The following is a 24,805-nucleotide window of genomic DNA, read 5'->3' on the forward strand; positions in this document are numbered from 1 at the left end:
AAGCCGGATATGGCCAATCGATCGACTGGCCTGCGCACGACCCCGAAAACCATTGCTTGCGGAACGCGTCATGCGCAAATTCACTTGTTGAAGCGTCCGTCCGGCATCCGGATGGGTGCGCGGCGCTCCAGTCCTGCATTCGAGATCGGGTTGGCCCGGGGCTCGAATGCGCGACCGGCGGACTCCCTGTGGGAGCCCGCCGGTCAATTCGTCAACGGCGCAGACCGAGCTTCTCGATCAGTGTCTGATAGCGCGCGTCGTCCTTGCGCTTGAGGTAATCAAGCAGGCTGCGGCGCTGGGACACGAGGGCGAGCAGACCACGGCGGGAATGGTTATCCTTCTTGTGGTCCTTGAAATGGTCGGTCAGGTTCTTGATGCGCTCGGAAAGGATGGCCACCTGGACTTCCGGAGACCCGGTATCGCCCTTGGCGGTTGCGAATTCACCCATCAATTCCTGTTTGCGCTCGGCAGTAATCGACATCGTGTTTTTCCTTATCTGTTTGAGGAAACGGGTCGCCCTCAGCCGGGATGTCGTCCAGCAGGGGCCGGTGCAAGCAAAGCGTCGTGGCGCTATGCTGCGGCGCATATAGGGCAATTCCCTGGAAAACACCAGCCCAATTCATAAAGCCGGCTTTTCAGCCCCAAATGGCCAGTTTTACCGCCGTCAAAGCCATTTCTTCCATTTGAAGAAGGCAATCAAGCCGATCGCGACAACAGCCATGAACAGGAGCGATGCGGGATAACCGTAATAGGACCGCAGCTCCGGCATGTTCCATGGCGAGGCGTCGGGACTGAAGTTCATGCCCCAGACGCCGACCAGGAAGGTGAGCGGCATGAAGATGACCGAGACGATGGTGAGATAGCTGATGACGTCGTTGGTGCGCGCCTGGCTCAGCGACAGATGCATCTCAATCAGCCCGGTCAGCATGTCGCGCTGGGTCTCGACCAGTTCGATCAGCCTCAGCGTGTGGTCGAGCGTGTCGTTGAGGAAGATTTTGGTCTCGGCCTTTACATAGGGCACATCGTTGCGGATCAGCGTCGCCACGGCATCGCGCATCGGCCACAGCACGCCCTTCAGCACATTGGCGTCGCGCCGCAATTCGTGCAGTTGCCGCATCTGATGCTTGTGCGTTGAATGCAGCATCTCATCCTCGATACCGTCGACCTGGTCGCCTGCCGCCTCGACGGGCGGAAAATAGCTGTCGACGATGGCGTCGATCAGCGCGTAGGCCAGATAGTCGGCGCCGCGGGCCCGCAACCGGTTGGGCGCGGAACTCTCGATGCGCTTGCGCACGGGATCGAAGGGATCTCCCTCGCGCTCCTGGAAGGTGACGACGAAATTCTTGCCGAAGAACACGGCGATCTGCTCGTAGCGATGGGCCGTGACATCGTCGATCATCCGCACGACCACGAAGGCGTGGTCCTCGAAGAAATCGACCTTCGGCCGCTGGCCGGTGTTGACGACATCTTCCAGCGCCAGCGGATGCAGGTTGAAGATCCGGCCGATCTCCTCGATCAGCTGAATGTTGGCGAGGCCCGTGCAGTCCAGCCAGACGACCGGCCAGTTGTCGCAATGGGTGTTGAGGTCATCGATGCTGGCATTGTCGATGGTTTCGAATTTTTCCGGCGAGATCAGCGTCAGCCTGAGCTCGCTGCGCCGCGCCGCCGGATCGGCGATCAGCGTACCCGGCGAGGCGCCGACCGGCGGCCGCCGCGTCTTCACCGGCGCCCGCTTTTTCACCGCCTCGGCCTTTGCCATGTGCCCCTCGAGCGTAAAATCAACTGAAGTTAGACGAGAGCTGTCACCCGGCAAAGACCCGCTTGGGCTTGAACATGCCTTGTTCGATCGCGCCGATGGCAACCAGCTTGCCGCGTGCCGTCGCGCAGGCTTCTTCCGCCTCCACGGGCGCATCGCGGCCACGGATGATCACCGGATTGCCGAGGCGGATCTTTGTCGCCGCGTCGTCGCTGATGGCGATCTGCGGCAGGCAGTCGAGAGCCGCTGACGTGTCGACCAGAAGCGCGTCGATCGCGCCGAAGTCTACCGGCACGTCAATCGCATCAGCATCGTCGGCAGGCTCCGGCTTGGCCTCGCCTTGCACGCCGAAGCGAGCCGCCTCGAGCTCGGCGATGGTGACGAAATCCTCAGGCGTGAACGGCTCGACCTCGACCCGGCGCAGGTCGGAAATATGACCAAAGCAGCCAAGGTCGCGGCCCATGTCGCGGGCCAGCGAGCGCACATAGGTGCCCTTGCCGCATTCGACCTCGAAAACGGTGTCGTCAGCGTGATGCTCGATGACATCCAAACGCCCGATCTCGATCTCCCGCGCGGGAATGTCGACCGTCTCGCCTTCGCGGGCGAGGTCATAGGCGCGTTCGCCCGCAATCTTGATGGCCGAGAATTGCGGCGGCGTCTGCATGATGACGCCAGTGTATTTCGGCAGCAGCGCCTTAACCTCGGCTTCCGATGGCCGCAGGTCGGAACTCTTCGTCACCGGGCCTTCAAGATCGTCGGTGGAGCGCTCCTGGCCCCAGGCAACGGTGAAGCGATAGATCTTGGCGCCGTCCTGCACGTAAGGCACGGTCTTGGTCGCTTCGCCGAGCGCGATCGGCAGCATGCCGGAAGCCAACGGATCGAGCGTTCCGGCATGGCCGGCCTTTTCCGCCTGGAACAGCCATTTGATCTTGGACACGGCCTCGGTCGAACCCATGCCGACCGGCTTGTCCAGCACCACCCAGCCGGAGATCGGCCGGCCCTTTTTCTTGCCGCGGCGCCCCATTATTCCCCGTCCTTGATGTCTTTGGCCTTGTCGTCTTTGTCTTGGCCTTCGACACTCAGATCACGCGCCACCTCGGGCGACTTCAGGAGATCGTTGATCCTGGCGAAATTGTCGAAGGAGGTGTCGAGCTTGAAGCGGAACTCCGGCATGAACTTCATCTGCCGCAGAGCGCCGGAGACACGGCCACGCACGAATTTCGCGTGTTTATTCAACGCCTCGACCACCGCATCGGTATCCTTGGCGCCGAGCGGCGAGACGAAAGCGGTGGCGACCCTTAGGTCGGGCGACATACGCACCTCCGAGACCGAAACCACGGTGTTCTCGATCAGCGGATCGATGATCTCACCGCGCTGCAAGGTTTCGGAGAGCGCATGGCGCACCTGTTCGGCGACGCGCAGCATACGCTGGGACGGACTGGATGTGGTTGGACGGGGCATTTTTCTCAATCCTGAAAGCGTGAGGCGCGGGATAGGACCGTGCCGCATGTCTCACATGTCAACGCATCGGCCCGAAATCGAATTCGGTTTCGAAAAGCACGATGCGTAGTTTCACAATAAACTCCAGGCGGCGGTCATTTGACCACCGCCTGGCATGGACAAGTCACTCGAACTCAGAGCGTGCGGGTGACCATCTCGACGCGGAAGCACTCGATGACGTCGCCGACGCGCATATCCTCGTAGTTCTGGAAGGCCATGCCACACTCCTGGCCGCCCGGGACTTCCGAAACTTCGTCCTTGAAGCGCTTCAGCGTCTTCAGCGTGCCTTCGTGGATGACGACATTGTCGCGGATCAGGCGCACGCCCGCACCGCGCTCGACCTTGCCTTCGGTGACGCGGCAGCCGGCGATCTTGCCGACCTTTGTGATGTCGAAGATCTCGAGGATCTCGGCATTGCCGATGAAGGTCTCGCGACGCTCCGGCGATAGCAGGCCCGACAGAGCCGCCTTCACATCATCCACGAGGTTGTAGATGATCGAGTAATAGCGGATTTCGATGCCCGCGGCCGCGGCCGCGGCACGTGCCTGCACGTTGGCGCGAACGTTGAAGCCGATGATCGCCGCACCAGACGTTTCCGCCAGGGAGACATCGCTTTCGGTGATGGCGCCGGCGCCGGCATGGACGATGCGCGCACGCACCTCGTCGGTGCCGAGCTTGTCCAACGCGGCGTTGATGGCCTCGATCGAGCCCTGCACGTCGCCCTTGATGACCAGCGGGAATTCCTTCAGTCCGCTCGTCTGCAACTGCGACATCATCTGTTCGAGCGAGCCGCGCTGGCCGGCATGCTTGGCCACCGCCTTCTCGCGCGCCAGACGCTGGCGATATTCGGTGATCTCGCGGGCGCGGGCCTCGTTGTTGACCACGGCGAAGCGGTCGCCGGCCTGCGGGGTTCCCTGAAGGCCGAGCACCTCGACCGGCATCGCCGGCGGCGCTTCCTTGATCTGTTCGCCGCGATCGTTGACCAGCGCGCGCACCCGGCCCCATTCGTTGCCGGCAACGAGGATGTCGCCGGGCATCAAGGTACCGGTCTGCACCAGCACGGTGGCAACGGGGCCACGGCCCTTGTCGAGCTGCGCCTCAATGACGACGCCCTCGGCGGTACGGTCCGGATTGGCCTTCAGGTCGAGGATTTCGGCCTGCAGCAGGATCGCCTCGAGCAGCTTGTCGAGGTTGGTGCCCTTGGTCGCAGATACTTCGACGTCCAGCACCTCGCCGCCCATGGATTCGACGAAGACCTCATGGCGCAGCAGTTCGGAGCGCACCTTCTGCGGATCGGCGTCATGCTTGTCGATCTTGTTGATCGCCACGATGATCGGAACGCCGGCCGCCTTGGCGTGGCTGATCGATTCGATCGTCTGCGGCATGACGCTGTCATCGGCCGCCACCACCAGAATGGCGATGTCGGTGGCCTGGGCGCCGCGAGCACGCATCGCCGTGAAGGCGGCGTGGCCGGGCGTGTCGATGAAGGTGATCTTCTGACCGTTCTTCTCGACCTGATAGGCACCGATATGCTGGGTGATGCCGCCAGCCTCGCCGGAGACGACATTGGCGTTGCGGATCGCATCGAGCAGCGACGTCTTGCCGTGGTCGACGTGGCCCATGATGGTCACGACGGGCGGACGCGACACCAGGTCCTCGGCATTGTCGGCGATGTTGAATAGGCCTTCCTCGATGTCGGACTCGGCAACGCGGCGGACCGTGTGGCCGAATTCGGTGGCGACCAGTTCGGCCGTGTCGGCGTCGATGACGTCGCCCGGCTTCAGGATCTGGCCCTGCTTCATGAAGAACTTGACCACATCGACCGCACGTTCGGACATGCGCTGCGCCAGTTCCTGGATGGTGATGGTCTCGGGCAGGATCACTTCGCGCATGACTTTCTCGCGCGGCTCATTGTGCATCGCGCGCTTGAACTTCTCCTGGCGGCGACGCATCGACGACAGCGAACGGGCCCGCGCATCCTCGTCGGAAAGCGCGGAATTCAGTGTCAGCTTGCCACGGCGACGATCCTCCTCGCCCTTGGTCGGCTTGGCCGGACGCGCCACTTCAGGCGTGACCAGGCGACGCACCGGCGCGCCGGCGCCTGCCCGCTTCGGCTTGACCTCTTCCTCTTCGTCCGCCGTTGCCAGCTCCACGGCTTGCGGTGCGCGACGGCGTGCCTCTTCCTCGGCGCGGCGGCGCGATTCGGCCTCGGTCTGCAACCGCGCCTCTTCCTCGGCCTGGCGGCGCGCGGATTCTTCGCGCTCACGCTTGCGGCGCTCTTCGTCCTCGGCCCGGCGCTTGGCCTCTTCGGCGGCGCGCTGACGGTCTTCGACCTCGCGGACCTTCGAGCCCTCAAGCGCCCTGCGGCGTGCTTCCATTTCGCTGCGCGACAGTTCGTTCAGCACCATGCCGCTGCGCTCGACCGGAGGCGGCGGGGGAGGCGGAGGCGGCGCCGCCTTGGGCGCTTCCTGCACTACAGGTGCCGCGGCGGCGACCGGCGGCTTCGGCGTGAAGACAGGCACAGGGGCAGCGGCAACCGGCTCCGGCTTGTCGCCGGGCAGGGAGAATTTGCGCTTCTTGGTCTCGACCACGACCGACTTGGTACGGCCATGCGAGAAGTTCTGGCGCACGGTGCCCTGTTCCATGCCGGGGCGCTTCAGCGTCAAGGTCTTCTTCGGTGTAACACTCAACGTCTTGTCGTCGCCCGATTTCGTATCGCTCATTCCATATCCTCTGCGGGCTCATCTTCGTCAGCAACGGCCGCAAGCATTGCCAGATCGTCCGGGGTACCGCCCCGATATCGGTCGAGCGCAACCATGCGCTTCTGGACCGCCTTACCCGCGTCTCCCGCGAGGACGGCAGCATGTATCACATTTGTGCCCCCCAATGCCAAGCTCAACTCGGCCTCGGAGAAAAGTTTGTAGGCAAGGATGGAAGGGCCGCCAATATGGACGGTCGCCCGCCGCGCCTGGCTGATCTTGCGCACGCCATCGTCGGACGCTTCGGTCGCGTGGAGCACGAAAAGCGCCAGCCCACCGCGCACGGCACTCTCGACCTTGGTGGCACCAAGAGAAATCGCGCCTGCCTTGCGGGCGAGACCCAGCATGCCCAGAGCGGATCTGGAAAGCAGCCCATCGACCATGCCGCCAAGATCCGGCGGCACAACCACCTGTGCCTTGAAGGCGCGGGCAAAAAGGTTCTTGGCCGCCGCCTTGTCGATATGTAGGCGGTCGGCGCTCACCCAGCAACCACGGCCGGGCAGATTTCTCTTGAGATCGGGAACGACGGCCGAATCCGGGCCGACGACGAACCGGATCAGTTCATCCGGTTCGGCCTGCTTGCGGGTGACGATGCAGGTGCGATCGTTCATCTCGTCCAAGGGCGGGTTCTGTGCGATGCGGTTTCACCTCACGCACCAACGGCTTCGTCAGCCGGGACTTCTTCGGCTGCAAGCTCGTCTTCGGTGATCCAGCCGGCCTTGAGGCGGGCATTGAGAACCATCTGCTCGGCATCGGCTCGCGACACGCCGTGATTGGCGAGCACGCCCGGGAATACCTTGGTCTCGCCGTCCTTGCGTTCCTTCCAGCCGGTCAGGTCGTCGGCGGCATAGCCGGCGAAATCCTCGATGGTCTTCACGCCGTCCTCGCCGAGCGTCACCATCATGGCGGTGGTGACACCGGGGATCTCGCGCAATTCGTCCGTCACGCCCAGTGCCTTGCGCTTCTCGTCATGCTCGGCCTCGATCTTCTCCAGATACTCGCGGGCGCGGGTCTGGATTTCCGAAGCTGTGTCTTCATCGAAGCCGTCGATCGAGGCGATTTCGCCAGAGTCGACATAGGCGACTTCCTCGACGCTGGTGAAGCCTTCGGAGGCCAGCACCTGGCCGACCATCTCGTCGACATCGAGGGCTTCCATGAACAGCGCGGAGCGCTCGACGAATTCCTTCTGGCGGCGCTCGGATTCCTCGGCCTCGGTCAGGATGTCGATGTCCCAGCCGGTGAGCTGCGAGGCGAGACGCACGTTCTGGCCGCGGCGGCCGATGGCCAGCGACAGCTGATCGTCGGGAACCACAACTTCGATGCGCTCGGCGTCCTCGTCGAGCACGACCTTGGCGACTTCCGCCGGCTGCAGCGCATTGACGATGAAGGAGGCAGCCGAAGGCGACCACGGAATGATGTCGATCTTCTCGCCCTGCAATTCGCCGACGACGGCCTGGACGCGGCTGCCGCGCATACCGACGCAGGCGCCGACCGGATCGATCGAGCTGTCGCGCGAGATGACGGCGATCTTGGCGCGCGAGCCCGGGTCGCGGGCGACCGACTTGATCTCGATGATGCCGTCATAGATCTCCGGCACTTCCATGGTGAAGAGCTTGGCCATGAACTGCGGATGGGTGCGCGACAGGAAGATCTGCGGGCCGCGCTGCTCGCGGCGCACGTCGTAGACATAGGCGCGGACGCGGTCGCCATATTTGTAATTCTCGCGCGGAATCAGCTCGTCGCGGCGGATGATGGCCTCGCCACGGCCGAGATCGACGATGACATTGCCATATTCGACGCGCTTGACGGTGCCGTTGACGATCTCGCCGATGCGGTCCTTGTATTCGTCGTACTGGCGGTCACGCTCGGCCTCGCGCACCTTCTGCACGATGACCTGCTTGGCCGACTGGGCGGCAATGCGGCCGAAATCCATCGGCGGCAGCTGTTCGGCGATGAAGTCGCCGAGCTGGGCGTCGGGATTGCGCTCGCGGGCCGAGGAAATGGCGATCTGCGTGGCGTAGTCGTCGACCTTTTCGACCACTTCCATCAGCCGCTGCAGCTTCATCTCGCCGGTGTTCGGGTTGATGTCGGCGCGGATGTTGGTTTCCTGGCCATAACGCGAGCGCGCCGCCTTCTGGATCGCATCGGCCATGGCGGCGATGACGATCGACTTGTCGATCGACTTTTCACGCGCGACGGCGTCGGCAATCTGCAGCAGTTCAAGTCTGTTGGCGCTTACAACCATGTTTTTTCTCCCGAGCCTGTTTGCCGGACTTTACGCCCGGCAGCTCAATCAACTTTCCTGTTCGTGTTCTTCCGTGGCGTCCGCTTCCGTACCCTCGGGCACGTCGTCGTCCGGCTCGCCGCGACGTTTCTTGGCTTCCTTGCGCGCCCTGTTGTCCTTCGACAACGCATCGCGGATGAGGTCGTCGGTCAGGATCAGCCGGGTTTCGGCAATGGCGTCGTAGGGCACGCGCACCGTCGGCTCCTCGCCATAGGCAGCCTTGTCGCGCTCGATCAGCACGTCGTTCTCGCCGGCCTCGGCGATCTTGCCCTTGAAGCGCTTGCGATCGGCGACGATGACCGATGTTTCCATCTTCACCAGATGACCGGTCCAGGTCACGAAATCCGATTTGCGCACCAGCGGCCGGTCGATGCCCGGCGAAGACACTTCGAGATGATACGCCTTTTCGATCGGATCATCGACGTCGAGCGCCGGCGACACCGCGCGGCTGACCTCTTCGCAATCCTCGACGGTCATGGTGCCGTCCTCGCGCTCGGCCATGATCTGCAGCGTCAGCCCATTCTGGCCGGACAGATGCACGCGCACGAGGCGAAAGCCGATGCCGCGCAGCACCGGTTGGACGATCAGCGCAATGCGCGCATCGATGCCGCTTTCGCGGATGATGCGGTCGTCACCTTCGCTTGCCGTTGCAGTCATCAAGTACCTGTCGTTCGTTTCGGACCTATCGGCAGGTAATAAAAAAGAGCGGGACCGGGTGGACCCACTCTTCGTCATACCGACCAAGAATTTGAGGTTGATATAAACGAACATGGCCGGTGTTTCAAGCCCGCCGTGGCGGGCCGGCAAAAGCCCTGACAGCGTCAGCATTGCTCCAGGCGCATGGCCGCCATGCGGCAATCCCCCTGTGAGAGCCGGCAGGGCGCTCTTATTTGTTAGCCACGACACGAACAGAAGCGGCGCGCGGTGGCGCGCGAAAGGACAAGATCATGAGCAACCGCAGAATATTTTCCGCCTTGGGCAATCTCTTCACCACATTCGGCAGCGCGGTCGCAGCGTCGCGCGCCGTGGAAGCCGGCCGCAAGCCGCGCGCCGACGATCTGCACAAACTCGGCATGGATCCGGCTATTTTCAACAGGATCGGCCGTTTCTGAAAATCCGGCGAGAGGCGCCGTAGACTCTTTGTTCTGACGCAATTCCGGGCGGAAAACCGTTACACACTTTTCCTGGAACTGCTCTAGGGGCGCTTACGTCCTGACAAAGGTCAGATAGGTGGGCCGCCGGCCCTCGCGAATGGCCTTCGCCTCGTAACGCGTGCCCGGCCAGCCATAGTAAGGACGGTGCCAGTCCGCCGCTTCGGCGGCCTGCCATGCGAAGGCGCCATGCGCCCGGCAATGCAGCAAGGTCCAGTTCACATAGGTGTCGATATCGGACGCGAAGCGGAATTTTGAACCCGCCTTCAGGACGCGCGCGAAGCGATCGAGATTGACCGGGCTGACGAAACGCCGCTTCCAGTGCTTCTTCTTCGGCCAGGGATCCGGGTAGAGAAGGTCAATGCCGTCAAGCGAGGCTGGCGGCAGCCAATCGAGCAGCCGGGTGGCGTCGTCGTCATGGACCCTGAGATTGGCCAGCGGCCTTGCCCGCACCGCCATCATCATCTTGGCCATGCCGTTGACGAAGGGCTCGACGCCGATGAAGCCTGTTGTCGGCGCCTCGATGGCCCGGTGCAGAAGATGCTCGCCGCCGCCAAAGCCGATCTCGAGCCGGACAGTCGAAACATCAGTTTCAAACAAAGTGCGCAGATCCGACGGCGCTTCGGCCGTCAGATCGAGTCGGTAGGCGCCAAGCCCGCTTTCCAGGGCCGCTGCCTGCTGCGGGCGAACGGGCTTGCCGCGCCGGCGACCGAAAAAGGCTTCGGTCGCACGGCTTGGCCTGTCTTGCGGGCTCATCTGGTGGCGCAGGGTCTGTCGTGGCGCTCAGGCCGCGACAGCATCCTTGAGCGCCTTGGCGAGATCGGTCTTTTCCCAGGAGAAAGACCCGTCACGGCCAGCCTTGCGGCCGAAATGGCCGTAAGACGAGGTCTTGGCGTAGATCGGCTTGTTGAGGTCGAGATGACGGCGAATGCCCGACGGCGACAGGTCCATCACGGTGCGCAGCGCGTCCTCGAGCTTTGCCTCGTCGACCTTGCCGGTGCCGTGCAGGTCGACATAGACCGACAAAGGCTGGGCGACGCCGATGGCGTAGGAAAGCTGGATGGTGCAGCGGTCGGCAAGCTTCGCCGCCACGACATTCTTGGCCAGATAGCGCGCCGCATAGGCCGCAGAACGGTCGACCTTGGTGGTGTCCTTGCCCGAGAAGGCGCCGCCGCCGTGGGGAGCAGCGCCACCATAGGTGTCGACGATGATCTTGCGGCCGGTGAGGCCGGCATCGCCGTCCGGGCCGCCGATGACGAACTTGCCGGTCGGATTGATGTACCACATGCAATCGTCGGCAATCTTGAGGTCGCCCAATGCCTCGCGGATGTAGGGTTCCACGACCTTGCGCACCTTCTTCGAATCCCAGGTCGCGTCGAGATGCTGGGTCGACAGCACGATCTGCGTTGCCTCGGCGGCCTTGCCGTCGATGTAGCGGACGGTGACCTGGCTCTTGGCGTCCGGCCCGAGCTTGCCGGCCTCGCCGTTGTTTTCGTGGCGAGCGGCGGCCAGAAGTTCGAGGATCTTGTGGCTGTAGTAGATCGGCGCCGGCATCAGGTCAGGCGTCTCGCGACAGGCGTAGCCGAACATGATGCCCTGGTCGCCGGCCCCTTCCTCGCCCTGGCGGTCGGCGGCGTTGTCGACGCCCTGGCCGATGTCGGGCGACTGGCCATGCAGGAGAACCTCGATCTTGGCGGTCTTCCAGTGGAAGCCGGCCTGCTCGTAGCCGATCTCGCGGATCGCCTTGCGGGCGACCGATTTGAACTTGGCTGGGTTGATGATCGAATGTCCGGCGGCATCCTTGAGGATATTGCCGGCCTTGTCCTTCTTCAGCAGCGTCTCCGGGACGCGCACTTCGCCGGCGATGACGACGCGGTTGGTGGTCGCCAAGGTCTCGCAGGCGACACGGACTTTCCACGGGTCCATGCCGGTCTTCTTGGCTTCACGGTAGACCAGATCGACAATCTCGTCGGAGATCCGGTCACAGACTTTGTCGGGATGGCCCTCGGCAACGGATTCCGAGGTAAAGAAGTAGTTCTGCCGCGTCACGGGTGTCCCCTCTTGAAAAACGATCGGCAGGCTGCCGATTTTGGCGCGCCACGTGTTAGCGGGGCAAAGCGTCGCTCGTCAAGCGTTGCCGCCATTCTGGCACGACTGTCGATGTCGATATCTTGTGCCACCGGCGGCGAATGCCGCCGGTTGGCAGCGCATTGAGGTCAGTCGAGATCGTCCGCGGCGAGCGACTTCACCAGGTCGATGATCCTGCGGCGCACCTTGACGTCGGCGATCTTGACGAAGGCCCGGTTGAGCTGAAGGCCTTCGGGACTGCCGCAGAATTCGACAGCGAAAGCCATCGACGCATCCTCGGAAAAGCCACGGCCGGCCACAGCTTCCTGGCCCGGCGCATCCTCGAAAAAGAAGGCGACGGGCACGCCGAGTATGGAGGCTATCGCCTGCAGCCGGCTGGCGCCGACGCGGTTGGTGCCCTTTTCATATTTCTGGATCTGTTGAAATGTGATGCCGAGATTCTCGCCCAGCTTTTCCTGGCTCATCCCGAGCATGTTGCGCCGAAGCCGGATGCGACTTCCAACATGGATGTCGATGGGATTCGGTTTCTTCTTGTTTTCTTCTGTCATTTTTTCCTCGCCGAATTTTTTCGGCTTTGTGATTTTTTTCCCGCCCAAACAAAGCCGGAGGCGACTGCCCCAACAGAACGATCCACCGGCTTCGAGAAATTTTCAGGCGATACAGTATGAGTTTCTAATGTGTCGACTGTCAATTCACCCGTAGCCTTTGCCTTACGTTCAACAGCGCTCCCACCAGCGCAAACAGCAACATGATCAGCATTCCGTTAATGCGCCGCTGGCCCGAGGAAACGACTGTCTGTCCGGAAATCGGCACCTTCACATCGATGGCTCCGCGCGCGTCGATCGCCAACGCATCGACGATGCGTCCGTGTGGATCGACAACGGCCGAGATGCCGTTGTTGGCAGCACGCAGCAAGGGCAATCCGTTCTCCACCGCGCGAATCTGGGCCTGCCTGAAATGCTGATACGGTCCCGGCGTGTCCCCGAACCACGCATCATTGGTAACGTTCACAATAAGCTGCGCTGACGTAGCGTCAACTGCCACAAGATCGGGAAAGATCACCTCATAACAGATAAATGGCAGGGCACGGATGCCGCCCGGCAGCCTGATCGCGTGGCGTTCGTTGCCAGCGGCGAACGTCACCGGCCCGGCGACAAGCTGTGCGATGCCGAAACGGTTGAACAGGTCGGCGAAAGGCAGGTATTCGCCGAACGGCACCAGATGGACCTTGTCGACGGCGTCAGCGATTTCGCCCTTGTCGTTGATCGCCACCACGGAATTGTAATACCGGCTGTCGGCGGCCGCAGACCCGCCTTCCTCGCGAACGACGCCGGCGATCAGCATCTGGCCGTCGGCTAGCATGTCGCCCAACGCCGTCAACGCGTCCGGGCGCTCGGTGAAGAGGAACGGCACCGAGGTTTCCGGCCAGAGAATGAGTTGTGGCTTGCCGTGACCGGGGTCCGGCGCCTTGGCGGACAGGCCGAGCAAAGTGGCGAAGATGCGGTCGCGCACCGAGGCATCCCATTTTTCACTGAGGTCGACGGCCGGCTGGACGATGCGGACATCCAGGCTGCGCTCTGCCGGCTTTTCAGGAGCGGTAAGCCTGACATAGCCGAAGCCGACATGGGCTGATGCAAGCAGGACGAACAGAGCGGCGCCCAGGCGAAGATGCCGGCGCGCCGCCAGCAGCGCCGGCAGTGAAAAAAGGAACACGGCAAGCACGTTCATGCCGATCATGCCGGTCACCGACACGCTCTGCATGAGGAGAGGCACCGGCATCGCCGCGTAGCCGATGGCATTCCAGGGAAAACCGGTGAACAGGAAGCCGCGCAGCCACTCGGTCAGCCCGAAGCCGAAGGCAAGGGCGGCGATGCGGCCGATATCGCTGCTCCACAGGAGCCGGGCGACCATCGTTGCGAAGCCGTAGAAAAAGGCAAGCGCGAAGGGAATGCCGATCACGGCGAAGGGAAGCGCCCAGGCAAAGTCGTCGGCCTCGACCAGCAGCGCGGAGCCGATCCACCAGAGACCGGCGAGAAAATAGCCGAAACCGAACCACCAGCCGACGGCGAAGGCCGGCCGCAGGCGCCGGAACAGGCTGCCGGAGGCCTCGCCGGTCGCGCCGTCGAGCAGCCAGACCAGCAGCGGAAACGAGATGAAGCAGGCGGCGAAAAAATCGTAGGGCGCCTGGCCAAGTACCGCCAGCGCCCCGGCAAGAAAGGCCACGAGCGCGCGCCGCCAACCCCAAAGCAGAATTATCCGGCCGGCCAGGCGCTCCATGCATACTTCCGAGTCGCGCGAATCAGGACGCAAGATTTATCAGGCCGTGGCCCGCGCTCCAAACGCCGGGCTGTCAGCCGCGATGACCCGATCGCCGCTCTATCTTTTTTGGACGCAATTCCGGACGGAAAACCGTTTCACACTTTTCCTGGAATTGCTCTACCGGTGCCAGCCGTCAATGCGCAGACCGCTTAACCGCTCGGCCTCTTCGCGGGACACGGAACGGATGGGCTGGGTGAAGGTCCAGACATGGCCTTCGGGGTCGCGGGCCCGGTACTGGCGTTCGCCGTAGAACTGGTCCGCCGGCTCCTGGATTATGTCAGCGCCCGCCGCTCGCGCCTGTTCGCAATGCGCATCCAGGCCGTCCTTGAGCCTGACATAGACCGATTGCGTATTCTTGCCCGAGACCGAAGCCGGGCTCGCGACATAATCACTCCATTCGGAATCGACGATGATATAGCAATCGCCAAACCGCATCTCGGCATGGACGAGCTTTCCCTCGGCATCGCTGACCACCATGCTGCGCTCGAAGCCGAAAGCCGCCTCGAGCCACGCCAGCGCGGCACGAGGATCCCTGTAGAAGACACCGGACCCCAGGCTTGCGTGCTTGAACGGGTCGTCGATCGTCATCGGGCGAGCGGAAATCTCACGCCTGTTCGGTGCGGACGGTAGCGCGCCGGCGGCGTTCGCCCTTCTGGCTCTGCACGATGCGCACGCGCTTGACGCGGCGCGGGTCGGCATCGAGGACATGGAATTCGAAGCCCGGAATGGCCTGCACCACCTCGCCCCGCGCCGGCACGCGGCCGAGCGTGTTGAAGATCATGCCGCCGATGGTATCGACATATTCGCCATGTTCGCCGGCGGCGAAATCCTCGCCGATCATCTTGGCGACCTCGTCGATCTCGGCCTTGCCGTCGACAATGAAGACACCGTCGCCGGCCTGGGTGATCAGCGGCTCGTCGTCGTCATGCTCGTCCTCGATGTCGCCGACGACCATCTCGACAATGTCCTCGAGCGAGACAAGCCCATCCGTGCCGCCATATTCATCGATGACCAGCGCCATCTGCGTGCGCGTCGTCTGCATGCGGCCCATCAGGTCGGAAGCAAGCATCGAGGGCGGCACGAACAGAACCTGGCGGATCAGATTGAGTTCGCCGATGGTGCGCGCAAGGTCGACCTGGGCGAGATCCAGCTGCGTGGCGACAGGGGTTTTCCTTGTCGTGCGGCCCTTCTTGACGCGCGCGAGCTTGGTGATGTGGGCCAGCACGTCGCGGATATGAACCATGCCGCGCGGGTCGTCGAGCGTCTCGGAATAGACCGGCATGCGGGAATGACCGGACTGTTCGAAGGTGCCCAGGAGATCGCCGAGCGTCGTGGTGATCTCGACCGCCTCGATGTCGGCGCGCGGCACCATGACGTCCTCGACGCGCACCTCGCGCAGCCGCAGGATGTTGTTGAGCATGGCGCGCTCGCCAGGCGAGAAGGATTCGGCGTCACTGGCCGTCTCGGCCAGCGCGCCGGCGATTTCCTCACGCAGGCTGGTGCCGTTGCGTTGCCTGAACAGGCCCAAAACACGGTCGAACAGGGAAGGTCCGGCAGGCGAATGCTCGCTGGCAGCGCTGCCGGTGTTGGCAACACCAGTGGTAACGGTACTCGGACTTGATCCCTCTTCCGACGTATCGGAAGCCTTGGGCGCACTGCCGGCGTCGGGGCGGGCGGCAGTTTCGGGTTTGTCGTTCATCGTCGTCCGGTCAATTGTCAGATGTAGTTACGCGTAGGGATCGGGAATGGCAAGCCTTGCGAGCGCTGCGCGTTCGATGGCCTCCATCTCCTCGGCCTCCGTGTCGGTCTCGTGATCGTAGCCCAGCAAATGCAGCAGGCCGTGAATGACGAGATGGGTGATATGGTTCTGAACCGGCTTGTCTTCCAGTGCCGCTTCGCGTGAAACCGTTTCGGCGGCGAGCACGATGTCGCCCAGCATCGGCGGCAGTGGGCCACCTTGTACAAACGGAAAAGCCGGGAAAGACAAGACGTTGGTGGGTTTGTCCTTGCCGCGCCAGTCGGCGTTGAGGGTCCGGATATGGGCGTCGTCGGAAAAAACGATGCTGAGTTCGGAAGAGCCCGTCACACCCGCCTCGGCAAAAGCAGCGCCAACCGCGCGATCGACCAGCCGCGTCAGGCTGGCCTCATCTGGCCAGTCGCCCGCTTCGACCGATATATCGATGTCGACGGGGGGATTCCCGTCGCCGGATATTTTTTCCTCAGGCATGAAGCCGCATCGTCAAGATCAATTTTCGGCACCCAGGCCGCGCGCCAGCTTGGCGTCCCGGTCATAGGCCCTGACGATTTCCGCCACCAGCGGATGGCGAACGACGTCGATATCGTTGAAGCGCACGGTGACCGCGCCGGCCACGCCGTCGAGGACACGCAAGGCTTCGACCAGGCCCGATTTGGTGCTCGGAGGAAGGTCGATCTGGGTCGGATCGCCGGTGACGATCATGCGCGAGTTCTCGCCAAGACGCGTCAGGAACATCTTCATCTGCATCGGCGTGGTGTTCTGCGCCTCGTCGAGGATGACCGCGGCATGCGCCAGCGTGCGGCCGCGCATGAAGGCGAGCGGCGCGATTTCGATCACTTCGGCGGCAATGGCGCGCTCGACCTTGTCGGCGGGCATCATGTCGTAGAGCGCATCGTAGAGCGGCCGCAGATAGGGATCGACCTTCTCCTTCATGTCGCCAGGCAGGAAGCCCAGCCGCTCGCCGGCCTCGACGGCCGGCCGCGACAGGATGATGCGTTCGACCATGCCGCGTTCAAGCAGCATCGCCGCATGCGCCACCGCCAGATAGGTCTTGCCGGTGCCGGCCGGACCGATGCCGAACACCAGTTCCGACCGCTCCAGCGCCCGCATATAGGCGTCCTGGTTGAGCGACCGGGCATAGATCGTCTTCTTGCGGGTGGCGATCTGGGCGGCGGAGACCTTGCCCTTGCGCTCCAGCGTCGGCAGCGTCAGCTGATCGTCGGCGGCGACCGCCATCCGCACGGCGCCATCGACATCGGATTGGCCGATATCGACGCCTTTCTGCAAAATCCCGTAGAGGTTGTCGAGCGCCCGGCGCGCCTGTTCGGCGGCAGAAGCGGACCCCTTGATGGTCAGCTGGTTGCCGCGCGAGCGGATGTCGACGTCGAGCTTCTGCTCGAGCCGGGCGAGATTCTCGTCGAACTGACCGTAAAGGGCGCTGGCAAGCTTGTTGTTGTCGAAAGTCAGAACGATGTGCGCCATGTCAGAAGCCCCAGATGCCGGTACCGGGGGCAGGTTCTTCAGCTCTGCTGCGCTCAACCGTCTCTCCTCATCTGCCGAGACCATCAGGCCAATTCGGCGAACAGGCTGTTGTAGCCCGTCTTCGTGATTCGCACCTGGATAATGTCACCGATTTCGCCGGCCTTTTCATCAACAATAACCGGCTGCAGCCAAGGTGAGCGGCCGACCTTCTGGCCGGCCTGCCGGCCGGGCTTCTCGATCAGCGTGTCGATGGTGCTGCCGACCAGGCTCAAGCCGAAGTCCTGCTGCTGTTTCAACAGCAGCGCCTGCAGGCGCTGCAGCCGCTCATCCTTGACCGTTTCGGGCACATGGTCAGGCATGTCGGCGCCCGGCGTACCGGGGCGCGGCGAATATTTGAACGAGAAGGCCGAGGCATAGTTCACCTGGCGCACCAATTCCATGGTCGCTTCGAAATCGGCTTCCGTCTCGCCGGGGAAGCCGACGATGAAGTCACCGGACAGAGCGATATCTGGCCGCGCGGCACGAATGCGGTCGAGCAGCGCCAGATAGTCCCTGGCCGTATGCCTGCGGTTCATCGCCTTGAGGATGCGGTCGGACCCGGATTGCACCGGCAGATGCAGGTATGGCATCAGCGCCGGCAGATCGCGGTGGGCAGCGATCAGTTCGTCGTCCATGTCACGCGGATGACTGGTGGTGTAGCGCAGTCGCGCCAGTCCGGGGATTTCAGCCAGCCGGAACAGCAGGCGGCCAAGGCCCCATTCCTCGCCGTTTTCGCCCTGGCCATGCCAGGCGTTGACGTTCTGGCCAAGCAGCGTCACCTCGCGCACGCCGGCATCGGCCAGGCGCTCGGCCTCGGCGACGATCTGCGCCACCGGTCGCGACACTTCCGAACCCCTGGTATAGGGCACCACACAGAAGGTGCAGAACTTGTCGCAGCCTTCCTGAACGGTGAGGAAGGCAGTGACGCCGCGTTTGATCACCTCGGCGCGCTTCGGCTGCGGCAGATGGTCGAACTTGTCCTCGATGGCGTAGTCGGTCTCGACGATCTTTTCGCCGCCGCGCACTCGGGCCAGCACATCGGGCAAACGGTGATAGGTCTGTGGCCCGATGACCAGGTCCACGGCCGGCGAACGCCTGATGATCTCGGCACCCTCGGCCTGCGCCACGCAGCCGGCGACGCCGATCAGCAGTTCGCGGCCGGCAATGGCGCGTTCCGCCTTCATGTCGCGGATGCGGCCGAGTTCGGAATAGACCTTTTCCGCCGCCTTTTCCCTGATGTGGCAGGTGTTGAGCAGCACCAGATCGGCCTCGTCGATGGCATCGGTCGCGGTATAGCCGTCGGCTGCCAGCGCATCGCCCATGCGCTGTGAATCATAGACGTTCATCTGGCAGCCATAGGTCTTGATGAAGACCTTTTTCGCTGCCGTGACGCGCACTGCCGGCTGCCCGGCCACGGTGCCGATGTCGTCGCTTTCAATCGTGTTCAAGTCCATCCGGCGGCTTCTAACGCCTTTCCGCGACAAAAAACAGACGATTCTCCGCTACGGCGGTCATGCGCCCGGTAGCCACTTGGCCCACACTAGCGGCTCGGGCGCGGATCGGCGAGTGCTGCCTGCATCATCTCGCGCACCTGGCTTTCCATCAGCCTGGCCGTTTCCTTGCGGTTCGAGCCCTTGGCAAAGGCGATCGGTTCGCCGAAATGCACCTCGACGTCGAGCGCGCCTTCCGCCATCAGCACCTTGAGATGCGGCATCAAATCCTCGTCGCCGATCCAGGCCGAGATCGGCCGATGGCGGCGACCGAGCGGCACGCCGTGCAGGCGCGTATAGGCGATCGCCACCGGCTGGATGAAGACCTGCTCGGCAGCACCCTCCGAAATCGCCATCGAGGCGGCGCCGAACAGCGTGCTTTTGAACGGCAGGACGGCATTACCGTCACCGGTCGAGCCCTCGGCAAACAGCACCATGGCATCGCCCTTGGCCATGCGATTGGCGATCTCGCTGGCCTGGTCGCCCGAGGAACGCTTGCGTTCGCGCTCGATGAAAACGGTGCGCTGCAGTTTGGACAGCATGCCGATCAGCGGCCAGCCTTCCATATCGGCCCTGGCGATGAATTTCACATCGGCAAAAGAGCCCAGCACCATGATGTCGGTCCAGGAGATATGATTCGAGGCAACCAGCAGAGGCCGTTTGTCGGACAACGCCCCTTTGACATGGACGCGCATGCCGAGCGCCCTGAGGATCAGCCTATGCCAGATCTTGAGAATGACGGTTTCCGGCCACCAGCCGGTCTTCATCGACAGTATCTGCAATGGCACCAGGACCAGCGAGCCGGCGACGACAAGGCCCAAGGCCAGGAAAATCCTGATTTTTCCGATCATACTGTCCTGGCCTTATCATTACAGCGCCGCGCGTCCTCTTGGACGCGCAAAGGACGCTGTAACACTTTAGTCTGGCGCATGATCCTTTCCGAAAATCGGAACCGATTTTCGGGTTCATGCGGCGTCTGGCTAGCGAAGATCACGGCGCATGACAAGCGCACCGGTCGGGCCGCGATCGGGCGACTTGTAGTAATCCGGGCGCTTGCCGACCTCGCGAAACCCCAGCCGACGGTAGAGGGCGATCGCGGCGACATTGGTCTCGTCGACCTCCAGGAACAGCGCTTCGGCGCGCTGCACATGCAGCTCGCGCAGTACCGCATCCATCAACTGCCAGCCCAGCCCCTGGCGGCGATGCGATCGCGCCACCGCGACGGTCAGGATCTCGCCTTCGCCCGCCGCCAGCCTCGCCAGCACGAAGCCGACCGGCGGCTTGGCGCCCTGCCCGGTTTCGCGCGCGGCGTAACCGAACACAGTGTCCTGCTCGAGCAGGGCGGCGAACTCGCCATCGGTCCACGGGCGGACAAAGTCCTCGCGATGCAGCACCGACACAGCGGGGCTGTCGGTGATCCTGAGCGGCTCGAGCGCGTAGTCCCGGCGGCGCGGCTGGAGAAACGGTATGCGCATTAATTTTCGTTTTCTTGTTTGACCATGATCTCTGGACAAACGGGACCGTTTGTCCGCGAAAACCGGCCTCCACTTTTCGGGATCATGGTCTCAGCCTTGATAAAATGAACCCGGCTTGCGGCTTGGCGTCCGCGCCGCGCAGATAAAGTGGTTTCGGCCTTTCGCCCTCGCCTTTGGCGGTGGCCAGACGTGCATATGTGGCAATGTCGGCTGTGGCCGTCTGAGGCCCGATATCGAAACCACGCTTGGCCAAGGCCGCGATCTGTGCTGCCGCGGTACCGGCCAGCACCGCAGAGTTCTCCATCGCCAAGGCAGTGGCTTCAGGCAATGTGGTCACCGCCGGACCGTAAGTCAAAGCCAACGCTTTGTCGTACAGCGCGGCATGGATCTCCTCGCGACCGGCATCGAGTGCCACCAGCACGGCACGACCCGGAAATGCCGCTGCGGCCTCGGCAGCCAGCGCCTCGAGCGTCGTCACACCGATCGCCGGAATTTTCAACGCCAGCGCCAGGCCACGCGCCGTCGATACGCCGACGCGCAGGCCGGTGAAGGAGCCGGGACCGACAGAAACGGCAACGGCGCCAAGGCCGGGATAGTCGGTCGCGCCGGCCTTCAACGCATCGGCGATGACGGCCATCAGGTGTTCGGCATGGCCCTTGCCGAGATCGAGCACCGAGCGGCCAAGCTCCCGCCCAGCCGCCGCGTCGTAGACGCAGGCGGCGCAGAGGCTGGCGGCACAGTCGATGGCAAGCACTTTCATGAAACGGCCGGTTCCGACAAACACTTCCCTGTGCCCGCCACGGCGCGCCACCGCAAGCATAATTTGTTAAGCGGCTTCGGTTCCGCCAGCGCGCTATCAGACCTGTTCGATGCGCAACATGTGGTTGTCCCAGACATAATCCGGTTCTACCCGTGTCGCGCCGCTGCCCTCGATGATCTCGCCGGCGCCCGTGGTGGCCATGAAGCCTGGTCCGTCCGGCGCCAGGCCGCAGACCTCGACCAGCGCGCTCGACGAGACGACCTTGCCGCTGGCGGCATCGATCACCACAAGCGAATTGCCTTCCGGCGACGAGACGGCGACGGTGCCGGCTAAAGAATTGGCGGCAACCGAGCCGATGTAGTTTCGGAAGCTGGACAATACGTCCTGCGGCATGTCGAGCAGCTGCAATTCCTTGCCGCGTTCGGCGCGGCCGACCAGCAGCGGACGGTCGCTGCCCGGACCCCGGTACTGGCAGCCGAACCAGACGGTGCCGGATGGGTCTGAGTCCATGTGGCGGATCGACAGCTGGTGCAGTGCGGCCGGCAATTCATGCTTTTCGATCAAGTCGCCAGAGACGCGGTCGATCAGCACATAGGACGGTTTCATGGTCGCGATGTTGAGCTCTGCGCGGCCGTAGTCCGGATGGGTCTCGATGCCGCCATTGGCTACCGCGATCGTCTTGCCATCGCCCATGAGCAGGAGCTCGTGCGGCCCCATGCCATAGGTCGGGAATTCGCCGATACGACTGAATTTCGCCCGCGCATCGTAGACGCCGACGACGCCGGCGGCCTTGTCGAAATCGTTCTCGGTGGCATAGAGCAGCGCCCCGTCCGGCGAGAACACGCCATGGCCGAAGAAATGCCGGCCGGTGATACTGGCGATGGTCAGCGGGGCGTCGCGACCCGCATGATCGAAGACAACGGCGAAGGTGCCGGGCTGGCGGGCGAAGACCACAGAACGCTTCGATATGGGATCGAAGGTGACGTCGTGGCCGCGATCGGGCAGGTCGATCGCATGCAGCACCTTGCCGGCCTCGGACAGGATGGCGGCGCCAAAACTGCCGTCGCGCTTGACGAAAGCGGTGGCGAAAACGGCGTCGGCAGCAAGCGTCTTCGCCCAGGCTGATGGCGCCATTGCGGCGGCAAAGCCAATGCCTGCGGCCCGGAGGAAATCGCGACGATCAAGCAGCGGCGTACGCATGCTCAATCTCCATCCAGCGAGGAGAACCCAGCGGTCAGGCCGAATTCGGCGGTCAGCTTGGTGCCGATCAAAGTCGACAGGCTGGAGGTGATCAGGGCCAAATGCTTGAGCTTTTCGCGTAGCGCCGGGTCGGCGAGCGCCTTGTCGATCGGGCCACTAATGGACTTCGCGGTGGCGGCGCCGTTGGCCAGCTGGATATGGATCGATTCAGCCACCCAGCGCGCATCGGGCGGCAAGGCATCGCCAAGCTTCGAGACCTGGAACAGCGCGTCGATGCCGGCGAGATTTCCGGCTAGGGAATTCGTGGTGTTTTGCGACCGCCAGTAGATCGCCTGTTTCGGCTTGTCCGCGCCGGGCTTGCCGCCGAAGAAACCTTTCAGGCGGACATCCCTCACCATTTCCAACTCTTTGATGAAGACCCCGACCAGTTCGGTCACCGCTTCGTTGCCGTCGCGGTAGAGCGCGTTCTGCGGCCCCGGATTGGCCCAAAGCGCTGCAAAGCCGTCGGGCTTGTTCCAAGCTGCACTAACCTCGCTGGCCATGGTTTCGATATTGCCGGCAATCGCCGCGCCATAGGCGCAGCGATAGGGATCATCCTTACCCGTCAGCGTATCTGAGCCATCGCCGTAAAGCACGAATTCCAGCGCGCCGAGCCCCTGCAGGGCAATGCTCTTGCCGGCCAGCTGCGCCGAATCGGTGGCGGTCGGGTCCTTGGCGGACAGTGCCGTCTGCACCTGTTTCAGGCCGAGGCTCTTGCGATCCGGCCAGTAGAGTATGCGCTCCAGCCGGTTGTTCTCCTTGATCGGCCCAAAACCGATGATCTCGGCCGATGACCAGGCATGGACTGTGGCGGAAAATTCGGCCCGCGCCGCGTCGAGTTCTCCTTGGGAAGGCGCTTCGCAGAGCTTGTGCATCGCCTTCGTCAGGGTTTCGGCATGCTCGTGCAGGCTGACGTAAGCCGGGCGGACAAAGCCGTCGATCGCCCGCTGGATGATGTCGGAGGCTTTCACCGCCGCCGATGCCGGGAAAACACCCAGCAGAGCTAGAGGCAGAATGAGAACCAGGGCAGAGCGTTTCAGCATCACAGTGACTCCAGGAATTTGACCAGTGCATCGCGCTCGGCCGCGTTGGCGGCGGCAAAGCGGTCGCGCGCCTTTTGCGCCTCGCCACCATGCCACAGGATCGCCTCGGTCAGGCTGCGCGCGCGGCCATCGTGCAGGAAGAACGAGTTGCCGTTGACGGTCTCGGTGAGGCCGATACCCCACAGCGGCGGGGTGCGCCATTCGCTGCCCGTCGCATCGCCCACCGCCTGGCCGTCAGCCAGATCAGGCCCCATGTCGTGCAGCAGGAAGTCGGAGTAGGGCCAGATCAGCTGGAAGGCCTGCGCCTTGCTGGGCGCATCGCGACGGGTGACGAATTTCGGCGTGTGGCAGGCAACGCAGCCGATTTCATAGAAGACCTTCTTGCCCCTGAGCACATCAAGCGCGGCGAGATCGCGGCGTGCCGGCACGGCCAGGTTCTGCGAATAGAAGGTGACAAGATCCATCACCGGCGGCGGTGCCTCGACCTGGCCGAGGCGCGCCTGCACGCCATTCGGCATGGCGAGGCATTTTGCCTGCGCGGCGGTGCAATCGCCCCAGTGCTTTGGTTCTTCCGGTGTCGAGATGCCGATGTCACCGGCAAAGGCGTCCGCCGCCTGCTGACGGATTGATGCTGTCTGCGCCTTCCAGCCGAAGCGGCCAAGCGTCAGCTCGCCACTCAGGCCGTCACGCACGATATTCGGCTTGCCGGAAATGCCGTCACCGTCCAGGTCGTCCGGGTCGGCACGGACCAGAATGTCAGCCGGCGCGATCTGCTCGATCAGGCCAAGGCCGATCATCGGCGGCGTCAGGCGCGGCGACAGCGTGGTGTGCGGATCGAGCGGTCCATAGGCGAGATCGGCGACGGAGTAACTGGGCTTGCGCAGGGAAACCACGGTGCCGTCCGTCAGCTTCACCTTACGTTCCTGATAGGCGACACGCATCCTGCCTTCGCCGTGCAGGCCGGGCACGGCTAGTTCCTGCAATTGCGTGCCATAGACCGGGTCGGGAAAGTTGAGCAGCTGGTGATCGGCGAGAGCTGATTTCTCCTCGGCGCTGCTGGCATCGCGCGCCAGCCGCAGGAACATCGAGGTGGTGCCGGTGTCGCCTTGCGGCGGACGGCCGCGACCATCCCTGAGATGGCAGTTCTGGCAGGCGCGTTCGTTGAACAGCGGGCCAAGCCCGTCGGACGCCTGCGTCGAGGATGGCGACGAGACCCAGTTCTTGCGGAACAGGGCATTGCCGAGTTTGAAAGTGCCCTCTTCCTCGAAGGTGATGTTGGCCGAGGATTGCGAGAAGGCGTCGCGGTCGACGTCCTTCTCCGAGGTGCCGGCGCCACCTTGCATCAGCTCGAACGGCTCGGGTTTGGAGAAATCCGTGGTCGGCCTGGTGACGGCGATGACGCGCGCCTGATCCCCGGCATTGAGGTCGCTGCGCGTGGTGGCGAGCCCAGCTGGCTGAAGGTCGCCGGCGATCGCGGACGATGTCAGTGCCAACACAAGAGCAATTCCAGGAAAAGTGTGAAACGGTTTTCCGTCAGGAATTGCGTCAAAACAAGAAGTTAGAATGGCGCAGCGCCGACGAGCCAGTCCGGCTGGTCTTTTCAGGAGAAGCGGCGAGCCGGCGGCCCGCCGCGAGCGGCGCAAGAATTCTAGCAGGCGCCGCAT

The 24,805-nt window shown here is 63.3% G+C and carries 24 protein-coding genes; 1 reads left to right on the plus strand and 23 read right to left on the minus strand.

From position 1 onward, the window contains the following. Nucleotides 1-211: 211 nt before the first annotated feature. The 8 genes from rpsO to rimP all read right to left on the minus strand — a co-directional run bounded on the left by rpsO (nucleotide 212) and on the right by rimP (nucleotide 8,956). Entirely contained in the window at nucleotides 212-586 is a 375-nt protein-coding gene (rpsO, locus tag DBIPINDM_RS12195) for a 30S ribosomal protein S15 (protein ID WP_272481095.1), read from the minus strand. Between the two features lie 78 nt (nucleotides 587-664). Continuing rightward, nucleotides 665-1,759, minus strand: coding sequence for a magnesium/cobalt transporter CorA (gene corA, locus DBIPINDM_RS12200; RefSeq protein WP_258585944.1), 1,095 nt, complete (start codon nucleotides 1,757-1,759; stop codon nucleotides 665-667). A gap of 43 nt (nucleotides 1,760-1,802) precedes the next feature. Then, complete coding sequence (gene truB / locus DBIPINDM_RS12205; RefSeq protein WP_258585945.1) at nucleotides 1,803-2,780, minus strand: tRNA pseudouridine(55) synthase TruB; 978 nt, start codon at nucleotides 2,778-2,780, stop codon at nucleotides 1,803-1,805. Beyond that, nucleotides 2,780-3,217 (minus strand): 30S ribosome-binding factor RbfA, encoded by a 438-nt coding sequence (gene rbfA / locus DBIPINDM_RS12210; protein ID WP_258585946.1) that lies wholly within the window; start codon nucleotides 3,215-3,217, stop codon nucleotides 2,780-2,782. Before rbfA ends, truB begins: the two co-directional genes overlap by 1 nt. Nucleotides 3,218-3,390: 173 nt before the next feature. Continuing rightward, nucleotides 3,391-5,979 (minus strand): translation initiation factor IF-2, encoded by a 2,589-nt coding sequence (gene infB, locus DBIPINDM_RS12215; protein ID WP_258585947.1) that lies wholly within the window; start codon nucleotides 5,977-5,979, stop codon nucleotides 3,391-3,393. Beyond that, complete coding sequence (locus DBIPINDM_RS12220) at nucleotides 5,976-6,626, minus strand: RNA-binding protein (RefSeq protein ID WP_095198382.1); 651 nt, start codon at nucleotides 6,624-6,626, stop codon at nucleotides 5,976-5,978. The genes infB and DBIPINDM_RS12220 overlap by 4 nt, the downstream gene beginning before the upstream one ends. A gap of 38 nt (nucleotides 6,627-6,664) precedes the next feature. Next, complete coding sequence (nusA, locus tag DBIPINDM_RS12225) at nucleotides 6,665-8,260, minus strand: transcription termination factor NusA (RefSeq protein ID WP_258585948.1); 1,596 nt, start codon at nucleotides 8,258-8,260, stop codon at nucleotides 6,665-6,667. A gap of 48 nt (nucleotides 8,261-8,308) precedes the next feature. After that, on the minus strand, nucleotides 8,309-8,956 hold the full coding sequence (gene rimP / locus DBIPINDM_RS12230) for a ribosome maturation factor RimP (protein ID WP_258585949.1): 648 nt from the start codon (nucleotides 8,954-8,956) through the stop codon (nucleotides 8,309-8,311). Nucleotides 8,957-9,246: 290 nt separating this feature from the next. Between rimP and DBIPINDM_RS12235 the strand changes: the two genes are divergently transcribed. Continuing rightward, nucleotides 9,247-9,411, plus strand: a complete 165-nt coding sequence (locus tag DBIPINDM_RS12235) for a hypothetical protein (protein WP_258585950.1) — start codon at nucleotides 9,247-9,249, stop codon at nucleotides 9,409-9,411. Nucleotides 9,412-9,504: 93 nt separating this feature from the next. Here DBIPINDM_RS12235 and trmB read toward each other — a convergent pair whose 3' ends face one another. From trmB to DBIPINDM_RS12310, 15 genes are all read right to left on the minus strand, one after another. After that, a complete protein-coding gene (gene trmB, locus DBIPINDM_RS12240; protein ID WP_258585951.1) occupies nucleotides 9,505-10,206 on the minus strand; it encodes a tRNA (guanine(46)-N(7))-methyltransferase TrmB in 702 nt (233 codons plus the stop codon). Nucleotides 10,207-10,233: 27 nt separating this feature from the next. After that, nucleotides 10,234-11,499 (minus strand): methionine adenosyltransferase, encoded by a 1,266-nt coding sequence (gene metK / locus DBIPINDM_RS12245; protein WP_258585952.1) that lies wholly within the window; start codon nucleotides 11,497-11,499, stop codon nucleotides 10,234-10,236. A 167-nt stretch (nucleotides 11,500-11,666) separates the two neighbouring features. Continuing rightward, nucleotides 11,667-12,086 (minus strand): helix-turn-helix domain-containing protein, encoded by a 420-nt coding sequence (locus DBIPINDM_RS12250; RefSeq protein WP_027047724.1) that lies wholly within the window; start codon nucleotides 12,084-12,086, stop codon nucleotides 11,667-11,669. A 139-nt stretch (nucleotides 12,087-12,225) separates the two neighbouring features. Then, nucleotides 12,226-13,815: an apolipoprotein N-acyltransferase gene (gene lnt / locus DBIPINDM_RS12255; protein WP_258585953.1), complete on the minus strand. Its 1,590-nt coding sequence runs from the start codon at nucleotides 13,813-13,815 to the stop codon at nucleotides 12,226-12,228. A gap of 159 nt (nucleotides 13,816-13,974) precedes the next feature. Continuing rightward, nucleotides 13,975-14,445, minus strand: coding sequence for a VOC family protein (locus DBIPINDM_RS12260; RefSeq protein WP_258585954.1), 471 nt, complete (start codon nucleotides 14,443-14,445; stop codon nucleotides 13,975-13,977). A 16-nt stretch (nucleotides 14,446-14,461) separates the two neighbouring features. Then, on the minus strand, nucleotides 14,462-15,556 hold the full coding sequence (locus DBIPINDM_RS12265) for a hemolysin family protein (protein ID WP_258585955.1): 1,095 nt from the start codon (nucleotides 15,554-15,556) through the stop codon (nucleotides 14,462-14,464). A 27-nt stretch (nucleotides 15,557-15,583) separates the two neighbouring features. Then, on the minus strand, nucleotides 15,584-16,084 hold the full coding sequence (gene ybeY, locus DBIPINDM_RS12270) for an rRNA maturation RNase YbeY (RefSeq protein ID WP_258585956.1): 501 nt from the start codon (nucleotides 16,082-16,084) through the stop codon (nucleotides 15,584-15,586). Nucleotides 16,085-16,102: 18 nt separating this feature from the next. Further along, entirely contained in the window at nucleotides 16,103-17,095 is a 993-nt protein-coding gene (locus DBIPINDM_RS12275; protein WP_258589251.1) for a PhoH family protein, read from the minus strand. Nucleotides 17,096-17,178: 83 nt separating this feature from the next. Beyond that, nucleotides 17,179-18,480 (minus strand): tRNA (N6-isopentenyl adenosine(37)-C2)-methylthiotransferase MiaB, encoded by a 1,302-nt coding sequence (gene miaB, locus DBIPINDM_RS12280; protein ID WP_258589252.1) that lies wholly within the window; start codon nucleotides 18,478-18,480, stop codon nucleotides 17,179-17,181. A 194-nt stretch (nucleotides 18,481-18,674) separates the two neighbouring features. After that, nucleotides 18,675-19,475 (minus strand): lysophospholipid acyltransferase family protein, encoded by an 801-nt coding sequence (locus DBIPINDM_RS12285; RefSeq protein ID WP_258585957.1) that lies wholly within the window; start codon nucleotides 19,473-19,475, stop codon nucleotides 18,675-18,677. A 129-nt stretch (nucleotides 19,476-19,604) separates the two neighbouring features. After that, the gene (gene rimI / locus DBIPINDM_RS12290; RefSeq protein WP_258585958.1) at nucleotides 19,605-20,099 is read right to left on the minus strand and encodes a ribosomal protein S18-alanine N-acetyltransferase; all 495 of its coding nucleotides are present in this window, start codon (nucleotides 20,097-20,099) and stop codon (nucleotides 19,605-19,607) included. Nucleotides 20,100-20,181: 82 nt separating this feature from the next. Then, nucleotides 20,182-20,859, minus strand: a complete 678-nt coding sequence (tsaB, locus tag DBIPINDM_RS12295; RefSeq protein WP_258585959.1) for a tRNA (adenosine(37)-N6)-threonylcarbamoyltransferase complex dimerization subunit type 1 TsaB — start codon at nucleotides 20,857-20,859, stop codon at nucleotides 20,182-20,184. Between the two features lie 96 nt (nucleotides 20,860-20,955). Continuing rightward, nucleotides 20,956-22,059 carry a DUF1513 domain-containing protein gene (locus tag DBIPINDM_RS12300; RefSeq protein ID WP_258585960.1) on the minus strand — a complete coding sequence of 368 codons (1,104 nt, stop codon included), beginning with the start codon at nucleotides 22,057-22,059 and terminating at the stop codon, nucleotides 20,956-20,958. Between the two features lie 2 nt (nucleotides 22,060-22,061). Next, nucleotides 22,062-23,141, minus strand: coding sequence for an imelysin family protein (locus tag DBIPINDM_RS12305; RefSeq protein WP_258585961.1), 1,080 nt, complete (start codon nucleotides 23,139-23,141; stop codon nucleotides 22,062-22,064). Then, nucleotides 23,141-24,805, minus strand: coding sequence for a di-heme oxidoredictase family protein (locus DBIPINDM_RS12310; protein ID WP_258585962.1), 1,665 nt, complete (start codon nucleotides 24,803-24,805; stop codon nucleotides 23,141-23,143). The genes DBIPINDM_RS12305 and DBIPINDM_RS12310 overlap by 1 nt, the downstream gene beginning before the upstream one ends.

Source organism: Mesorhizobium sp. AR02, assembly GCF_024746835.1.
Taxonomy (GTDB): domain Bacteria; phylum Pseudomonadota; class Alphaproteobacteria; order Rhizobiales; family Rhizobiaceae; genus Mesorhizobium.

Bases quoted from the DNA above. Each gene is read 5' to 3' on its own strand.
- DBIPINDM_RS12265 (WP_258585955.1), bottom strand. From the start codon at position 15,556: ATGAACGACAAACCCGAAACTGCCGCCCGCCCCGACGCCGGCAGTGCG.
- trmB (WP_258585951.1), bottom strand. From the start codon at position 10,206: ATGAGCCCGCAAGACAGGCCAAGCCGTGCGACCGAAGCCTTTTTCGGT.
- rpsO (WP_272481095.1), bottom strand. From the start codon at position 586: ATGCGCCGCAGCATAGCGCCACGACGCTTTGCTTGCACCGGCCCCTGC.
- DBIPINDM_RS12305 (WP_258585961.1), bottom strand. From the start codon at position 23,141: ATGCTGAAACGCTCTGCCCTGGTTCTCATTCTGCCTCTAGCTCTGCTG.
- DBIPINDM_RS12260 (WP_258585954.1), bottom strand. From the start codon at position 14,445: ATGACGATCGACGACCCGTTCAAGCACGCAAGCCTGGGGTCCGGTGTC.
- DBIPINDM_RS12235 (WP_258585950.1), top strand. From the start codon at position 9,247: ATGAGCAACCGCAGAATATTTTCCGCCTTGGGCAATCTCTTCACCACA.
- truB (WP_258585945.1), bottom strand. From the start codon at position 2,780: ATGGGGCGCCGCGGCAAGAAAAAGGGCCGGCCGATCTCCGGCTGGGTG.
- corA (WP_258585944.1), bottom strand. From the start codon at position 1,759: ATGGCAAAGGCCGAGGCGGTGAAAAAGCGGGCGCCGGTGAAGACGCGG.
- DBIPINDM_RS12310 (WP_258585962.1), bottom strand. From the start codon at position 24,805: ATGCGGCGCCTGCTAGAATTCTTGCGCCGCTCGCGGCGGGCCGCCGGC.
- infB (WP_258585947.1), bottom strand. From the start codon at position 5,979: ATGAGCGATACGAAATCGGGCGACGACAAGACGTTGAGTGTTACACCG.
- lnt (WP_258585953.1), bottom strand. From the start codon at position 13,815: ATGGAGCGCCTGGCCGGCCGGATAATTCTGCTTTGGGGTTGGCGGCGC.
- DBIPINDM_RS12275 (WP_258589251.1), bottom strand. From the start codon at position 17,095: ATGGCGCACATCGTTCTGACTTTCGACAACAACAAGCTTGCCAGCGCC.
- rimP (WP_258585949.1), bottom strand. From the start codon at position 8,956: ATGACTGCAACGGCAAGCGAAGGTGACGACCGCATCATCCGCGAAAGC.
- miaB (WP_258589252.1), bottom strand. From the start codon at position 18,480: ATGAACGTCTATGATTCACAGCGCATGGGCGATGCGCTGGCAGCCGAC.
- rbfA (WP_258585946.1), bottom strand. From the start codon at position 3,217: ATGCCCCGTCCAACCACATCCAGTCCGTCCCAGCGTATGCTGCGCGTC.
- tsaB (WP_258585959.1), bottom strand. From the start codon at position 20,859: ATGAAAGTGCTTGCCATCGACTGTGCCGCCAGCCTCTGCGCCGCCTGC.
- DBIPINDM_RS12250 (WP_027047724.1), bottom strand. From the start codon at position 12,086: ATGACAGAAGAAAACAAGAAGAAACCGAATCCCATCGACATCCATGTT.
- nusA (WP_258585948.1), bottom strand. From the start codon at position 8,260: ATGGTTGTAAGCGCCAACAGACTTGAACTGCTGCAGATTGCCGACGCC.
- rimI (WP_258585958.1), bottom strand. From the start codon at position 20,099: ATGCGCATACCGTTTCTCCAGCCGCGCCGCCGGGACTACGCGCTCGAG.
- DBIPINDM_RS12220 (WP_095198382.1), bottom strand. From the start codon at position 6,626: ATGAACGATCGCACCTGCATCGTCACCCGCAAGCAGGCCGAACCGGAT.
- DBIPINDM_RS12300 (WP_258585960.1), bottom strand. From the start codon at position 22,059: ATGCGTACGCCGCTGCTTGATCGTCGCGATTTCCTCCGGGCCGCAGGC.
- ybeY (WP_258585956.1), bottom strand. From the start codon at position 16,084: ATGCCTGAGGAAAAAATATCCGGCGACGGGAATCCCCCCGTCGACATC.
- DBIPINDM_RS12285 (WP_258585957.1), bottom strand. From the start codon at position 19,475: ATGATCGGAAAAATCAGGATTTTCCTGGCCTTGGGCCTTGTCGTCGCC.